The sequence below is a fragment of the Roseburia sp. 499 genome, assembly GCF_001940225.2.
Classification (GTDB): Bacteria; Bacillota; Clostridia; order Lachnospirales; family Lachnospiraceae; genus Petralouisia.
Window position 1 is genome coordinate 2,270,308 of record NZ_CP135164.1, and the last position, 15,801, is coordinate 2,286,108.

Annotated in this window: 17 protein-coding genes; all 17 read right to left on the reverse strand. The window is 39.4% G+C overall.

Annotated elements, in window-relative coordinates:
• Window positions 1-55 precede the first annotated feature (55 nt).
• The 17 genes from BIV20_RS11180 to BIV20_RS11260 all read right to left on the reverse strand — a co-directional run bounded on the left by BIV20_RS11180 (window position 56) and on the right by BIV20_RS11260 (window position 15,785).
• Window positions 56-1,111 carry an iron-containing alcohol dehydrogenase family protein gene (locus BIV20_RS11180; protein WP_075720811.1) on the reverse strand — a complete coding sequence of 352 codons (1,056 nt, stop codon included), beginning with the start codon at window positions 1,109-1,111 and terminating at the stop codon, window positions 56-58.
• Between the two features lie 29 nt (window positions 1,112-1,140).
• Window positions 1,141-1,839, reverse strand: a complete 699-nt coding sequence (locus BIV20_RS11185) for a 5'-methylthioadenosine/adenosylhomocysteine nucleosidase (RefSeq protein ID WP_075720812.1) — start codon at window positions 1,837-1,839, stop codon at window positions 1,141-1,143.
• Window positions 1,840-1,868: 29 nt separating this feature from the next.
• Entirely contained in the window at window positions 1,869-2,348 is a 480-nt protein-coding gene (locus BIV20_RS11190; protein ID WP_075720813.1) for an S-ribosylhomocysteine lyase, read from the reverse strand.
• An 11-nt stretch (window positions 2,349-2,359) separates the two neighbouring features.
• On the reverse strand, window positions 2,360-3,001 hold the full coding sequence (locus BIV20_RS11195) for an HAD family hydrolase (protein WP_075720814.1): 642 nt from the start codon (window positions 2,999-3,001) through the stop codon (window positions 2,360-2,362).
• Between the two features lie 82 nt (window positions 3,002-3,083).
• Window positions 3,084-4,061: an L-lactate dehydrogenase gene (locus tag BIV20_RS11200; RefSeq protein ID WP_075720815.1), complete on the reverse strand. Its 978-nt coding sequence runs from the start codon at window positions 4,059-4,061 to the stop codon at window positions 3,084-3,086.
• Between the two features lie 350 nt (window positions 4,062-4,411).
• On the reverse strand, window positions 4,412-6,901 hold the full coding sequence (locus BIV20_RS11205; RefSeq protein WP_075720816.1) for a helix-turn-helix transcriptional regulator: 2,490 nt from the start codon (window positions 6,899-6,901) through the stop codon (window positions 4,412-4,414).
• 59 nt (window positions 6,902-6,960) lie between these two features.
• Complete coding sequence (locus tag BIV20_RS11210) at window positions 6,961-7,392, reverse strand: M67 family metallopeptidase (protein ID WP_075720817.1); 432 nt, start codon at window positions 7,390-7,392, stop codon at window positions 6,961-6,963.
• A 20-nt stretch (window positions 7,393-7,412) separates the two neighbouring features.
• Window positions 7,413-8,219, reverse strand: coding sequence for a thiazole biosynthesis adenylyltransferase ThiF (gene thiF / locus BIV20_RS11215; protein WP_075720818.1), 807 nt, complete (start codon window positions 8,217-8,219; stop codon window positions 7,413-7,415).
• The gene (thiS, locus tag BIV20_RS11220) at window positions 8,219-8,428 is read right to left on the reverse strand and encodes a sulfur carrier protein ThiS (protein ID WP_075720819.1); all 210 of its coding nucleotides are present in this window, start codon (window positions 8,426-8,428) and stop codon (window positions 8,219-8,221) included. The genes thiF and thiS overlap by 1 nt, the downstream gene beginning before the upstream one ends.
• A 38-nt stretch (window positions 8,429-8,466) precedes the next feature.
• Complete coding sequence (locus BIV20_RS11225) at window positions 8,467-8,784, reverse strand: thioredoxin family protein (protein WP_075720820.1); 318 nt, start codon at window positions 8,782-8,784, stop codon at window positions 8,467-8,469.
• Window positions 8,785-8,794: 10 nt separating this feature from the next.
• Window positions 8,795-9,040, reverse strand: coding sequence for a sulfurtransferase TusA family protein (locus BIV20_RS11230; RefSeq protein ID WP_075720821.1), 246 nt, complete (start codon window positions 9,038-9,040; stop codon window positions 8,795-8,797).
• Window positions 9,033-9,893 (reverse strand): 4Fe-4S binding protein, encoded by an 861-nt coding sequence (locus BIV20_RS11235; RefSeq protein ID WP_075720822.1) that lies wholly within the window; start codon window positions 9,891-9,893, stop codon window positions 9,033-9,035. The genes BIV20_RS11230 and BIV20_RS11235 overlap by 8 nt, the downstream gene beginning before the upstream one ends.
• 25 nt (window positions 9,894-9,918) lie before the next feature.
• Complete coding sequence (locus BIV20_RS11240) at window positions 9,919-11,163, reverse strand: O-acetylhomoserine aminocarboxypropyltransferase/cysteine synthase family protein (protein ID WP_075720823.1); 1,245 nt, start codon at window positions 11,161-11,163, stop codon at window positions 9,919-9,921.
• A 15-nt stretch (window positions 11,164-11,178) separates the two neighbouring features.
• Window positions 11,179-12,876 carry a sulfate adenylyltransferase subunit 1 gene (locus BIV20_RS11245; RefSeq protein WP_075720824.1) on the reverse strand — a complete coding sequence of 566 codons (1,698 nt, stop codon included), beginning with the start codon at window positions 12,874-12,876 and terminating at the stop codon, window positions 11,179-11,181.
• A 1-nt stretch (window position 12,877) separates the two neighbouring features.
• Window positions 12,878-13,777 carry a sulfate adenylyltransferase subunit CysD gene (gene cysD, locus BIV20_RS11250; protein ID WP_075720825.1) on the reverse strand — a complete coding sequence of 300 codons (900 nt, stop codon included), beginning with the start codon at window positions 13,775-13,777 and terminating at the stop codon, window positions 12,878-12,880.
• A 15-nt stretch (window positions 13,778-13,792) separates the two neighbouring features.
• Entirely contained in the window at window positions 13,793-14,107 is a 315-nt protein-coding gene (locus BIV20_RS11255; protein ID WP_075720826.1) for a 4Fe-4S dicluster domain-containing protein, read from the reverse strand.
• The gene (locus BIV20_RS11260) at window positions 14,088-15,785 is read right to left on the reverse strand and encodes an adenylyl-sulfate reductase subunit alpha (protein WP_075720827.1); all 1,698 of its coding nucleotides are present in this window, start codon (window positions 15,783-15,785) and stop codon (window positions 14,088-14,090) included. The genes BIV20_RS11255 and BIV20_RS11260 overlap by 20 nt, the downstream gene beginning before the upstream one ends.
• Window positions 15,786-15,801: the final 16 nt, after the last annotated feature.

Here is a 15,801-nt window from a genome sequence, read left to right on the forward strand (position 1 = left end):
TACAAAAGAGTTGCCATTTTTATTGGCAACTCTTTTTATATGTTATCTTCTAATCCTATTTCAAGATTCGTTTGAGCACTTCATCTTCACGCAATAACTGTTTTGCCTGTTCACGATACTTATCTTCATGAAGATAAGTATGACGATAAGGTTTTATAGAGGGCGCAAGGTCAATAGCTCTCTCATAATCTTCCCGTTTCAATTCCAAAGTCTCCACATAATCCCAGAATCCCGTATCAGTAAATATAGTATTTACTCTCTTATAACGATGATTCTGTACCAGACTCATGATATAAGTGGCAACCCCCACCTGTATTCCATGGAGTTGCGGTGTTTCCAACATCTTATCCAATGCATGCGAAATCAGATGTTCACTTCCACTGGTAGGAGCACTGCTTCCTGCAATTTCATTTGCAATACCACTCATGGCAAGGGAATCCAAAAGTTCTCTCAAAAACAAATCATCCTGAATACTCTCAAAAGGTGTTCGCACAAAGCTGTTTACTGCCTTCTTGGCAATCATCATAGCAAAATCATTCAACACCGTATATCCATTTTCATCCTCATATACCCAGTCATAAAGCGCGGTTATTTTTGATACCAAATCACCGATTCCGGAATAAAGAAACTTTTCCGGTGCACTTTTAATAATATCCGTATCTGCAATGATACCATATGCCATTCTTGCAGGTACAGAATTTCTTCTGCCATCTACTAAAAGAGATGCACTGGCACTAGAAAATCCATCGCTGGAAGCCGAAGTCGGAACACTGATAAACGGAATCTTACGCAAATATGCCGCATATTTTGCAGCATCAATCACTTTCCCGCCACCGATTCCTACAATGACCTGTGTCTTTACATCAATGGAAAATGCCAATTCAATAATATCTTCAATTTGGATAGAATCCAACTCGCGATATTCCAGCACCTTTATTCCTTCTTCTTTCAAGGACTGCATTACCATGGTTCCAAACATATCAATCAAACCATTTCCAAAATAGATTACTGCATTTTTCATACCATTGGTTCGAAGATACATTCCCAGATTTCCTAATGTTCCCTTTCCTACTTTTAATATCGTAGGAATTGCAATATGGCTTCCTGCCATTCTAACATCCCCTATCTTTCTTCCTACTCTTAAATCATTGGAAGCATATGTTCTACTAATGCTGCTGAATGAGCTGCTGCTGCTTTTTCAAAAGTTGGATAATCCATTTCTGCACTATCATCCGCCTTATCCGAAATAGCACGGATAATTACAAATGGTACATGATTCAAATAAGCTGCATGGGCGATAGAAGCTCCTTCCATCTCCACACAGAATCCGTCAAAATTAGAAATAATGTTGTCCTTCACCTGCTTGTCACTAATGAATTGGTCTCCACTGACAATTCTTCCGCTATATACGGAAATATCCTTGTTCACTTCCTTGCAACATTCCACTGCAAGTGCATTCAACTTCTCATCTGCCGGAAACGCAAGACATCCCATCTGAGGAACTTCTCCCAACGGATAACCAAATACTCTTACATCTACATCATGATGAAGTGCATCTGTAGATACTACAATATCTCCAATATTGATTTCATTTTTCAACGAACCTGCCACTCCGGTATTAATAATATGGGTTACGTCAAACATATCACATAAAATCTGAGTACAAAGTGCTGCATTTACTTTTCCGATCCCACTTTGTACAATTACCACATCTGTTCCGTTTAACATTCCCTCTAAAAATTCCATAGAGGCTCTCTCTTCCTTACGAGTAATTTCCATCTTACTCTTCAGTTCCTCTACTTCCAGCGCCATAGCACCAATAATTCCAACTCTTTTCATGTGTTCTCTCCTTCTATTATGCCAAACTTCTACTCCGGATATACCAGATGTTTCTCATCAATTCCATATAATGTATTTTCCAAATAGCGTTTTGCAAGATAATTTGCCATACCCAGATTCATATCCAGATAGTTTCCACAGTCTTTTGCACTGGCTCCCGGAACTTCTCCCTTAAAATCTCTCATAAATTCATACATATTTGTTACCAGTTTCACGATGTCCTTGGACTCATAATCTCCTGCCAATAGCAAATAGAATCCGGTACGACATCCCATAGGACCAAAGTAAATAACCTTGTCTTTATATTCCGGATCATTTCGTAAAAACGTTGCCCCAAGATGCTCTAAGGTATGTACCTCCGCTGTATTCATCACTGGCTCATCATTTGGACTAGTCATACGAAGGTCAAAGGTAGTAATCACCTCTGCCCCTACATGGTCCTTTCTGGAAACATAAATTCCCGGTTCCAATTTTATATGGTCAATGGTAAAACTTGCAATTTTTTCCATAATAGCGCTCCTTATTCTCCTAAAAGTTCTTTTACTGTTTTTGGTAGTTCTGAAAGTTTCTGGATAAACGGAACATCTGCATTTACTGTTCCATACCCTGTTCTTGCATGGATAAAAGGAAGTCCTGCCTGCATAGTAGCATCGTAATCGCCCTGAATATCTCCTACATAAACCGCCTTGTCCAGATGATTCCGGTCTGCCACTAATCGAATATTCTCGCCCTTTGGCCGACCGGTTCCACCATAACTCTCAAAATCATCAAAATATTTTCCCAGCTTATGATATTCTAAAAATGCCTCAATATATCCCACCTGACAATTACTTACAATATAAAGATGATATCCCTCTTCCTTCAATTCCTTCAAGGTTTCTTCCAATCCTTCAAACAACTTACCACCATGAGTTCGAATATATTCTCTCTCTACCTCACAGCAATGTTCCAACAATTCCTGCCGTTTTTCAGAATCATACTCCTCGAAGAGAATATCAGCAATGTCTTTCATGGTCTTTCCCATAACGTTCTGGATATCTTCCATGGTAATCTCTTTTTCCACATCTGAACGCTGTTCCAATGCTTTCATCCACGAAAAAGCCACTTCCTCAGAAGAATCCCATAATGTTCCATCTAAATCAAACAAAATTCCTTTTTTCATATTCTGCTCCTTTGTCCGACATTTCTCATTATTTTATCACGTTTTCATGGGAAAGTCCATGTTTTCCCCCTTCTATTTCTTTTTACAAATCATTCTGACGTAAAATATCTTTTAATATATCTGCAGATTCTTTCAACCTTCTTATTTCATCCTGGTCCAGGGAAATCGGCACTCTATTTTCTATTCCGTGCTTTCCTACGATTGCAGGCATAGAAAGTACGATATCTTCAATCCCATATTCTCCGTGCATCATACTAGAGATAGGAAGAATGGATTTTTCGTCACGCAAAATGGCCTCACAGATTCTTCGAACAGCCATGGCAATTCCATAATAGGTTGCATGCTTTTTCGAAATAATGTCATAAGCACTGTTCTTTACTTTTTCAGCAATCATTTCTGTTGCCTCATCATGCTGATAATGTCCGCGCATTTCGCAAAAATCATCTACTGCAATTCCGGACACATTAGCACTGCTCCATGCTGCTATTTCACTGTCACCATGCTCTCCAATAATAAATGCATGTACACTTCGGCTATCTACCTGTAAATGCTCTCCTAACATATATTTCAGTCGTGCAGTATCCAATACTGTACCGGAACCGATAACTCTGTTTTCTTCAAATCCACTCAACTTCAATGCCGTATAAGTGAGTATGTCTACCGGATTAGATACCACTAGCAAAATTCCTTTGCAGTCACGCTTGGCAATTTCCGGAATAATAGACTTAAAAATTCCAATATTTTTATGAACCAAGTCCAGGCGAGTCTCGTCCGGCTTCTGATTTGCTCCGGCAGTAATGATAATAATAGCTGCATCTACAATATCATCATAATCTCCTGCATAAATTTTCATTGGTCTTGCAAACGGTACTCCATGACTAATATCCAGAGCTTCTCCCTCTGCTTTTTTCTTATCGGCATCAATCAACACCATTTCAGAAAATAATCCACTCTGCATCAAACTAAATGCAGAAGCTGAACCTACAAAACCACAACCAATCATTGCCACTTTTCTTAAATTTACACATCCACAATCTTTTTCCACTTGAAATTTTTCCATATAAATTCCTTCTTTCTATGTTGAATTTGTTATTTGGTACCGTATTTGTAGTGTTTCTAAAATCTTGCTGTTTCATTCCTCGTTTTCTTGTATACAGTATACTACATACAATATACTTTGTGTGTTTTTTCTTTCATACATGATAATTATATACCAAAAAGGAGCATTACATTCTGTAACGCTCCTAACTCTATGCTTGAAATACTCGCCCTAATTTTCATTTCCTGATATCCCCCTCATAGATATCAGGAAACCCCTCTTTCACAAAATTCTTCTTTATTATACATGAAACTTCCATATTTTTCTATTATGGGACTCCATATAAAGCAAAGAGGGTTTAGGTATGGAGATTACAATATTTTTTCTAGTTTCTTTACTGCTTCTGCTCTCCCTTTCACGTTTAACTTTCGATATATATTAGATAATGCCTTTTCCACTGTTACAGTCGCTATGTTCAAAGTTTTTCCAATTTCTCCGTTCTTATACCCGGTCTTTACAAGCTGAAGTATCTCAAGTTCTCGTTCCGTCAGCAATCCTGCTTCTTTTGGACCTTCTCCCTTATTCTGAATCCGACTCAATCCGGTCTGATACTGCTGACAATGGAATATTACTTTTTTCAGGTATTCCTTATCAATTTCTTTTTCCTGTACCAGCTTCAAAATAGGCAAAAGTTCTCCTGCATTTTCCATAAATAGTCCAATCAGTTCATCCTTCTGAGCTATCTTAAGAACCTTTTCCAATTCTTCCCCTGCAGCTTCTTCCCCAAAAAGATGGTACTTTGCGATTGTCAGATAAATTCCACCTTTAATTCTCAGATAACAACTGGAACTCCACTCCCGATACTCCATCATATCCTCTGCAATCGCGGTCAAATGAGCATACTTTCCCTCTTCTATCAGGATTCTGCCATAGGTAATCGTTCCTGCGCAAGTGATTTTTAAATAGTTATTATACGGAATAAGTTCATAATTTTTAAGCCATTCCGGGATTCCCGGTTCTCCCATGCATTGCTTAATATATCCTTTTACCAAATCATAAAGAACTGTAATCGTCTCTTTTTTATCTATTCCCCTTACCGTTTCTTCTAACACTTCTAAGCATTCTACCAGTTCTGTATACTTACCAAGATAAATGTAACACTTCATTTTTAAGAAAGCTGTACTTATGATTGCTGCTGCTTCCTTTCGAAAGCATGCCTTTTGAAAAGCAATCTCGCTAATCTCAACAGCTTGCTGAATATTCCCCATCAAGTAGTGATATTCACCCTCTGCCATCCATTCCCAACCGGAATCTTTTGCATTCACCAATACTAAGTAATATCTACTGAATTTCTTTATTTTCTCGATAGAAAACAGCAATTTACCAGCTTCACTATAATGAATCCCATAAAGTTCCGGAACCATGTACATAGCAATAAAACGCTTATCAAATATCTCAGATGGTTTTCCCTCTAATACCTCATAAGCTTTTTGAATCGTCTCCGCCATCTCTCCGATATGGTCAATGCTCATAATGCTACGCATAATCAACATCTCACCATATATTCGTTTATTCTGCGGCTGTTTATCCATCCCCTGTTCCAAAAACCAATATTCTGTCTGTTCAAAATCCTTACGGGCATTTTCTTTATTTCCATATACTTCCCAATAATAGATGTATATTAAGTACGCCTTTAAATGTTCTATCTTCTGGGATACCTCTATCTCTTTAAAAAAGTTTTCAAAAACCTTAGGTGCGGATTTATAAATTTCTAACGTATTATCTTTTTCTAATACCCTAAAAACTTGTTCTACCGCTCCAATCCTCATATAAATATTAATGGCTTCTGTTCCATTGCCTTGCTGCTCATGCCACATAGCAGAACGTCTCCAAACTTCCTCTACCGAATTTCCTCTGTCAGTATACTCTTTTTCCGCAATGAGACGCAGTAAATGATGAAGACGAAATGTTCGTGGAACCATATCGTACTCCATAAAATTCGTCTCCAACGCACAATTCTGGAGTTCTATCTGACACTCCGGCATCTGTGTTACATAAATAGCTTCTTGCAACGTAAAGTTCTCCAATGGTGACAATTTCATGATAATATCACGCTCTGTTTCTGATAATGTATCAAAAACAAGCTCTTTCATAAAATTCCACGCACTAAAGTAACTGTTTAACCTTCCGGTCCGCACATAATCCAACAAAATCAAGCAGATTACAGAAGTCCATCCTTCTGTATATTGATAGATTGCTTTTCTTTCCTTAAAGGACAAATCAATTCCATTAATTCTGAAATATGCACCAATTTCCTCTTCTGTAAAACTCAATACGTTTTTACGAATTACATTGCATTTTCTATTCAAAATCAATTTACCACAACGAAAACCTGACATTTTCTGGCAAATTAATATGATATGCAAATGCTCCAATTCTGCCTCTGCAATATCCTCCAGTAAAAGGTCAAATTCTTCACTGTGGTTACTCTGATATTTATCTTCAATTACTACAACTAAATCTTCTTGTATATTCTGACTTAGTTGATTGATAAATTCCTGTCTCTCCTCTGATGTCTGTGGAAAACGAATTTCCAAAAATTCCCTCCTATCTTTCTCCCCTTCGGGATCCAGAACCTCTGCAATTCGCTTTCCTAACCATTCATCATCGTATTCGTTCTCTTTTAACAAATACCAAAAATATCTTACTCCTGTTTCCTCAAAAAAATCTCGTACAGCAGTTTTCTTTCCCATTCCTGCGGATGCCTGTACAACACACAAAGGCACCTTGACAGCCTCTGTAAGGCAGTCAGTAATCCGCTGTCTTTTCAATTCTTTCGGCTGGAATAGTTCTTCTTTCACTGTCCTCTTCTCCCAAAACTTAAGTCTCCTAACTTAAGTATAATATTTCTTAAATATTATCATTTATTTGGAAGTTCGTCAAATATTTCAATAGGCTCTATTGTTACATTTTTCTCTTCATCAATTCGAAATGCTTTAAGAATTGGATTTCCCTCTTCCATTAGCGAAAGGATAAGGTAGTTTGCTTTAGAATCATATGCAAGGCGCTTATCCTCTTCGGAAGGTCTAGAAGGAGATTCCGGATGAGAATGGAAGTTTCCAAGAGGCTCATAGCCATTGGTACGCATATCCTTTACTGCGGCAAACTGTTCCTTGGGATCCATAGAAAAATGCTCCCTGCTCTCATCCACATTTGTCAGCAGATATACCTTTTCTACATATTGATTTTCTCCCTCTTTTCTGCCGCCTATAAGACCGCATGCTTCATTTGGAAGTCCTTTTTCGCAATGCTCTAGTATTTTTTTATAATCCTGCTGTTTCAAAAATAACATAGTTCTCCTCCTTGATGATTTTATTTTCCGTCACATTCTACCTGTTCGTAGTCGATTAACTCTGTTATAGTAGGATGATCTCCGCAAATACCGCAATCCGGCACATGTTTTGGCAACTTTACGGTACGAAATTCCATTTTTAACGCATCATAGGTCAACAATTTTCCTGTCAACAATTCGCCTACACCTACGATATATTTAATTGCTTCCATAGCCTGAAGGCTTCCGATAACACCACCCATAGCGCCTATAACGCCGGCCTGCTTACAGGTCGGAACCGCATCCTTTGGCGGTGGATTCTTGAATACACAACGATAGCATGGTCCTTCTCCCGGAACATAAGTCATAAGCTGTCCCTGGAAACGGATGATTCCTGCATGGGAAAATGGTTTTTTCGCCATAACACATGCATCGTTAATCAAGAACTTTGCCGGGAAATTGTCTGTTCCATCAATAATAAAGTCATAGTCTTTTATCAAATCCATGATATTTTCTGATGTAACAAAAGTACGATATGTATTTACAGTTACATCCGGATTCATCTCATTAATCGTTTCTTTTGCGGATTTTACCTTTGCTTTTCCTACATCCTTTGTAGCATGGATAATCTGTCTCTGAAGGTTAGACAAATCTACCTCATCCGCATCGGCAATTCCGATTGTTCCAACTCCTGCTGCCGCAAGATACATTGCTGCCGGAGCTCCAAGTCCACCGGCACCGATAATAAGAACCTTACTGTTTAACAGCTTCTTCTGCCCTTTTACGCCTACCTCCTGCAAAATAATATGTCTGGAGTAACGCTCCATTTGTTCATTTGTAAATGCCATTAAAAAGCCCCTCCTCCCATGAAATACAAGAATTCAATATTATCTCCTTCTTTGATTACTGTGGTTTCAAAAGCTGCTCTATCCAGAAACTCCTCATTCAGAGTAACTGTAACATATTCTGCATTTTCTACCTTTTCGTCCACGATTAACTTTGCAATTGTTGTTCCTTCTGCGATTTCTTTGTTTACTCCTGCGATTATTGCTTTCATTTCTTTCCTCCACTTTTTCTAAATAGTTATAATTTTTCTTATATCAATGATTTGATAATTGTTTCCAATTCTTCTTTTTTTACCAAGCCTCGGGTTCGATTCACCTCAGCGCCATCCTTGAAAAATAAAACAGTAGGCGATGCCATTACCTCATATTCCGCTGCCAGGTCTGCATCAAAGTTTACATTGATTTTTACAACCTTAAGCTTATCTTCGTAATCATCCTCAATATCCCCTAAAATGGGAGATAACTGCTTACATGGAATACAGGAATCAGAATAAAATTCTGCCAGTACCGGAATCGCACTTTTCAGTACTTCCTGTTCAAACTGCTCTTGATTTACTCTCGCTGCCATGATTTCCTCCTTAGTCTTCTAACTTCTTTACAATAAGGTCATAAGTTCCGTTCCCGTTATCAATCAATTTAAGAATCTGCTGACCTTCTTCCTTAAAGCTTCTTGGTACATTCTGCACCGGTTCACCATCATTCATAGTAACAGCAAGAACCTGTCCAATTTCTAATTCCTCCATTGCTACCTTTGCCTTTACAAAAGTCATTGGGCAAACCACATCGGTAATATCTACTCTTTCATCAATTTCAAACTCAGCCATTGTACGCCTCCTCTAACACTTTCTGTAATTTATCAACACCTACTCTGTCAATCGTGAACTTAAAACGTTCTCCCGGATTGGCATTATCATCAAAGAACTGAATTGCCGCATCTGTTACGCGAAGCAACTGCTCTTCTGATGTAATCACCGGAAGTAAGGATTCTCCCTTGTTAATCTGATTGCCGAAAAGTCCTCCGAAAGATACAATGTATCCCTGCTGTCCTTCCCATGCATCTGTTGGACATGATTTTACACATCTGCCACAGTAATTACATTTTTCCCTATCCAGCTTGATTTCACCATCCTGAATAGAAATGGCTCCCTCACGGCATGCCTTTTCACAAACACCGCACATAATGCAGTCTTCTTTCTTCCAGTTTACAATTTGGGCACCCTTAATTCCCACATCATTTTCCTCTGCCTTTAAACAGTTGTTCTGACATCCGGTAACGCCAAACTTGAACTTATGAGGCAACTCTCTTGCAAAATACTTCTCATCCAGTATCTGGGCAATATGATATGTATCAATATTTCCACTTGGACAAATTTCAGATCCCTGACAGGCAGTTACAGTACGAACACGTGGACCACAGATTCCCGGTCTGCATCCGCCTTTTGCCAATTCTGCCTTCACTGCTTCCACGTCATCTACTTTAATGAATGGAATCTCTACACTCTGTCTAGAGGTGAGATGTACATGACCATCTCCATATTTTTCTGCAACCTCTGCAATGATTCTTAAGTTTTCCGTAGTTAAGTTACCACCGACTACCTTTACTCTCAAAGAAAAATTATTTTTCTGTTTCTGACGCATGAATCCGCCTTTTTTTAATGCTGCATAATCAACTGCCATTCCTTTTCTCCTTTCGTATCCCTTTTTATAATGGACTCTTTTCAATTGCTTGCTTAAAATCAGCAATTAAATCTTCAATATCTTCAATTCCTACACTAATCCGAATCAAATCATCAAATACACCGGCATTTGTCTTTTCTTCCTCTGTACTATGTACATTCAGGGTAGATTCCGGATGAATCACCAGCGACTTGGTGTCACCGATATTTGAAACAATCATCGGTATTTTCAAGTTATCTATAATGGAAAATGCCCGTTCTTTGCTTCCTACCCGTATGGTCAAAATTGCACCAAATCCACGGGAAAGTTGTTTCTTTGCCAATTGATGCCACGGACTTTTTTCCAGTCCCGGATAATTGACTTCAATTCCATCAATCCCATCCAGATATTCTGCAAGTTTAAAAGCATTTTCACATTCCCGCTCCATCCGAAGTCCCAGTGTTTCCATTCCTAACAGATTATAATAAGCTGTCTGTGGTGCCATACAGGCTCCTGTATTTCGGAACAACCCATTCCTCAGTTTTGCTGTGTAAGCAAATTTTCCAAACTTTTTGTATTCCTTCATTCCCGGATACTTTTCCGCATCCCAAGTAAAATTTCCGCTATCGTTAATGACACCACTGATGGCATCGCTATGGCCATTGATATACTTGGATGTAGAATTGATTACAACATCTGCTCCAAGTTCCAGAGGTTTTACCAGATACGCCGTTGCCACTGTGTTATCCATGATAAGGGGCAATCCATGTTTATGTGCCAGTTCACTCAATGTCCGAATATCTGTTACATCCAGCCTTGGATTACCAATGGTTTCTGCAAAAAAAACTCTGGTCTTTTCTGTAATACTCTGTTCTATCTGTTCCCAGTCATTATTTTTCACATAAATCGTATGTATCCCAAAGGCTTCCAAATCCCGGAACAAATCAATGCTGCCACCATACAGGCTGGCACTGGAGATAATTTCATCTCCGGCCTGTAAAATATTTAACAGGGCATTGGTCAATGCCGCCATCCCCGAAGCACAGGCGATAGATGCAACGCCGCCCTCCAATTTTGTCATCCGCTCTTCAAAAGCGGTAATGGTAGGATTTCCAATTCTTGTATAGGAATATCCCGGTGCCTGATTGTGAAATAATTTTTCATGTTGGCTGGCAGAAGGCTGATAAAAGGCACTGGACTGATAAATAGGAGTCAGTGTTGCCCCGGTACTCTTATCGCCTTCGATACAGCTATGTAAAAGCGAGGTATTAAATCCCGTCGATTCTGTCATCTATCTGCTACCTCCTTAAATAATCCAGAAGTTATCATGGAATGTAATGCTCCTGTAGATTTCAAATTTCATCCACTTATCCAAAAGCTCTGCATCCGGATTCTCTCCGGTTTTTCCAAAGTCTGCAATGAATTCCTGATACTGCTCTCTGGATTCTACTCTGATTGCAAATCCTCTTCCATTTACTAATGGATATCCGCTGTAATCATATTCTGAAAGTGATTTAATTGCAGCTACTTTTTCTTCACGAATTTCTACTGCCACTTTGTCACGAAGCACTAAAATATCGAAATTATCCGGATAGTGATAACTCTCACCCTTTACCGGGATAGTATCTCCTACTGTATAAACATCCTTTACCGGTTTCGCCTTAGCAATGTTCAGACTCTCCATGTTATAATAGAATTCTTCAAAAACATCGCCTCTTGCCTTAATGTCACCTGATATGAATGAATAGATTCCATCTTCCTGTCCCTGCTTCACTTCTTCTACTACACCGCAGGCTGAAGTCATATTGGTAATACGGTCAATTAAAATCAACTCGCCTAATGTTTTATGATGTTTAAAAGTATCTACAACGATATTTTCCTGTAAGGAAATCTCACACAATGCAATTTCATTTTTCACCAAACGGTCTGCATCTAAAAATTCTCCGGTATTTACATCTACTTTATGCTTGATTCCGGTCAGCACACCCGGTATCTGTCTTGTTCCAAGCTTTACCAGATAATCCTTTCCAATTACCAGTTCTTCATCGTCCATCCACAAAAGTGTTACTGCAATCTGGTTGCTTACCGGAAGATTACTTCCATTTACCAATACACAACCTCTGGAAACATCCACTTCTTTATCCAGCTGAATCGTAACCGGTTTTCCTTTCTCAGCACTCTGACTTTCCTTATCGCCTACCAGAATACTTTTTACCTTTGCTTCTTCTCGGCTTGGCAAGGTAGTAACCACATCTCCTACCCGGATACTTCCTGATTCTACCTGTCCCTGGAATCCACGGAAGGTATGGTTTGGACGGCACACACGCTGTACCGGCAAATAAAATCCTTCTTCCTTCGATTTTTCCGATACGTCTACCTGCTCTAAGTAACTCAGTAATGCTTCTCCTGTATACCATGGCGTGTGTTCGGATTTCTTTGTTACATTGTCACCCTCCGTTGCAGATACCGGAATAATCTCTACACTGGCAAGTTCCAGTTCTTTGGTAAGTTCATCAATCTGTGCTTTAATTTCCTTAAAACGATTTTCATCATATCCTACCAAGTCCATTTTATTTACTGCAAATACAAAGTAACGAATTCCCATCAAAGAGCAGATTCTTGCATGTCTTCTGGTCTGTACCAGAACTCCCTGTTTTGCATCTACAAGAATAACTGCTAAATCTGCGAAGGATGCTCCTACTGCCATGTTTCTGGTGTATTCTTCATGTCCCGGTGTATCTGCTACAATAAAGCTTCGGTTATCTGTGGTAAAGTAACGATATGCTACATCTATGGTAATTCCCTGTTCTCTTTCTGCCATCAAACCATCTAACAATAGAGAATAGTCAATAGCTCCGCCTCGACTTCCTACCTTACTGTCTAATTCCAACGCCTTTTCCTGATCTGCATATAGCAGCTTGGCGTCATACAAAATATGTCCGATTAAGGTGGACTTTCCATCATCTACGCTTCCGCAGGTAATAAATTTTAATAATCCGCTCATCTTAGAAATATCCCTCCCTTTTTCTTCTTTCCATGCTGCCGACTTCTTCACTATCAATTACTCTGGTAGTTCTTTCAGAGGACACTGCACTTAACGTCTCTTCAATGATTTCATCTAAGGTGGTTGCTGTAGATTCACATCCTCCGGTCAATGGATAGCAGCCAAGTGTACGGAATCTTACACTCTTATGCTCAATCTTCTCTCCAGGCAATAACTTCATTCTGTCATCATCCACCATGATGATATTTCCATCCCGATATACTACCGGACGTTCCTTAGCGAAGTACAATGGTACAATATCAATATTTTCTCGTTTGATGTACTGCCAGATATCCTTTTCTGTCCAGTTGGAAATAGGGAATACTCGAATGCTTTCACCCTTGTGAATCTTGGTATTATACAACTTCCACATTTCCGGTCTCTGGTTCTTCGGGTCCCATGCATGTGCTTCATTTCGGAAAGAAAAAATTCGTTCCTTGGCTCTGGACTTTTCTTCATCACGTCTACCGCCTCCAAATGCTGCGGTAAATCCATATTTATTTAATGCCTGCTTCAATGCCTGTGTTTTCATAATATCTGTATAGGCAGAACCGTGGTCAAAAGGATTGATACCCTGCTTTACACCTTCTTCGTTAATGTACTCCAGCATCTCAATTCCCTTTTCCTTTGCGACTCTGTCACGAAATTCTATCATTTCCTTAAATTTCCATGTGGTATTTACATGAAGGAATGGAAAAGGTGGTTTTTCCGGGTAAAAGGCTTTCATCGCCAAATGAAGCATAACGGAGCTGTCCTTTCCAATCGAATATAACATTACAGGTTTCTCGCATTCTGCCGCCACCTCACGAATGATATAAATAGCTTCTGCTTCTAATTCATCAAGATGTGATAATTCACTCATATCTGCTCTCCTTTTCTAATATTGGTTGGACTTTGTCCTGTCAATTTCTATGGTTTCTATTTCACCGTCAGGTCTTTCAATATTCCAGTAAATCATATCTCCCTGACTCTTTACTCTCATTTTACTTCCTCTGCCGCCGATATCTGCTCCCAGATAAAAATCAATGGCATCTTTCTTACATTCCTTTACGCAAGAGACACATCCCCAACAATCTTTTGGGTATTTGATATATGCCTTTCCTTCCTGGTCAAGTTTAATGAGACTTCCCGGACATACCTGGGTACACATTCGGCATCCCACACATTTTTCCTTATTGATTACTATGCTCATAGGTCTCTCCTCCCTTCACCAGTTCACGGAAAATCATTTTTACTTTTCCATTTTCCATTTTGGAATTGACGTATTTTAACCATTCCTCGCTTTTTTCCGGGTAATCCAGATTTTCAGCAAAACTGTGCCATCTGGTTTCCTTTCTTGCTCTCAAGTGTGCAATCAATACTTTACATACCGTAAGCCGTTCTTTTAACTCATAGACAAACATCAACTCATGCATGTCTTCTGCTGCAAGGCCTTCTGCTAACTGCTCAATCTGATTGATTTTTTCCTCTGCCAGAGAAAGTTGTTTTTCATTGAACTGATAGTGACTGCCAATTCCACCTGCGTAAGTGTCCATTACTTTCTGCATGGCTTCCTCTAGCTGCTCCACCGTGAAAACAGGATTTTCAAAACTTAAGATACGATTGTATTCTTCTGTTTTTTCCTTCAAGAGCTGTTCTTCTTCCTGCTCTGTCAAGCTTTCTGTCGGCTCTTTACTTTTATGGATAATGGATTCTGCTGCAATCTCACCCTCTACCAAAGCACCTGTTACATACTTCTGCGGACATCCACCTGCCACATCTCCTGCTGCATATAATCCTCGAATGGTAGTCTCACGATTGGTATCTACCCAATAACCACTGGCAGTATGACCGCCTACTACATATGGCTCTGTTCCCTCGATTTCAACATTCTGCTGACTTGGATTCTTTCCCGCCTCTATCCACTTCAATGTCTGGCTAGGTGCCATGTTAAGGTATGCCTTTAATAACTCTTCATCCTGTTTTTCGGTAATACCTTCTGTTCGAAGATAACAAGGTCCTCGTCCTTCCAGATTCTCTTTTACGGTTCCATAGACACGTTGGGAAGTAGTAAGTCCGTATTTATTCTCATACACTTCACCCAATGCATTGATCTGCTTGGCTCCTACTCCCTGAGCAATGGTTCCTGTCGGAGCAATGGTATCTTTACATCTTAAAGCAATAAACCGCATCTCGAAGGTAGTCATTTCTGCTCCGGCACGAATTCCCATAGCATATCCGGCTCCAGTGTTAAACGGCGGATACCACATCTTATGTCTGGAAAATCCCGGATTGTTTGGCTTGTATAATCCAGAGGCTCCTCCGGTGGCACAAATCACTGCCTTTGCTCGTATCTCATAAGCGATTCCATTTTCGATATCGAATCCAAATGCTCCTAAAATCTGATTATTTTTCACAATATAATCTGTAATATTTAAGTGATTGATGACCGTTACATCTTCCAACTGCTTTACTGCATCTGCTAAAATCGGTTTAATATTTTCACCGTTAATTTTGATGTTTCGGTTTCCTCTCGCCACATACTCTCCATTTTCATCTTTCAAAATCACAAGTCCCAGCTGCTCCAGCTTTGCTGTTACCCGATTCAGTCCTTCCGACATGGTAAGAAGCAAATCTTCTCTCACAATACCGTCTGCATCCTTTTTCGCATAATCGACATAATCTTGTGGTTTACGCCCCTTCACGATATATGCATTGATGGCATTTACTCCTGCTGCTAGACAGCCACTTCGTTTGATATTCGCTTTTTCTGCAATCACCACAGACAGTTTAGACTGTTCTCTTATGGTAAGAGCTGCATAACATCCGGCAGTTCCGCCTCCTATGATTAAAACATCTGTATGAATGATTTTTCTGTCCTGAATCTTCATAACTGCCTCCTCGGTT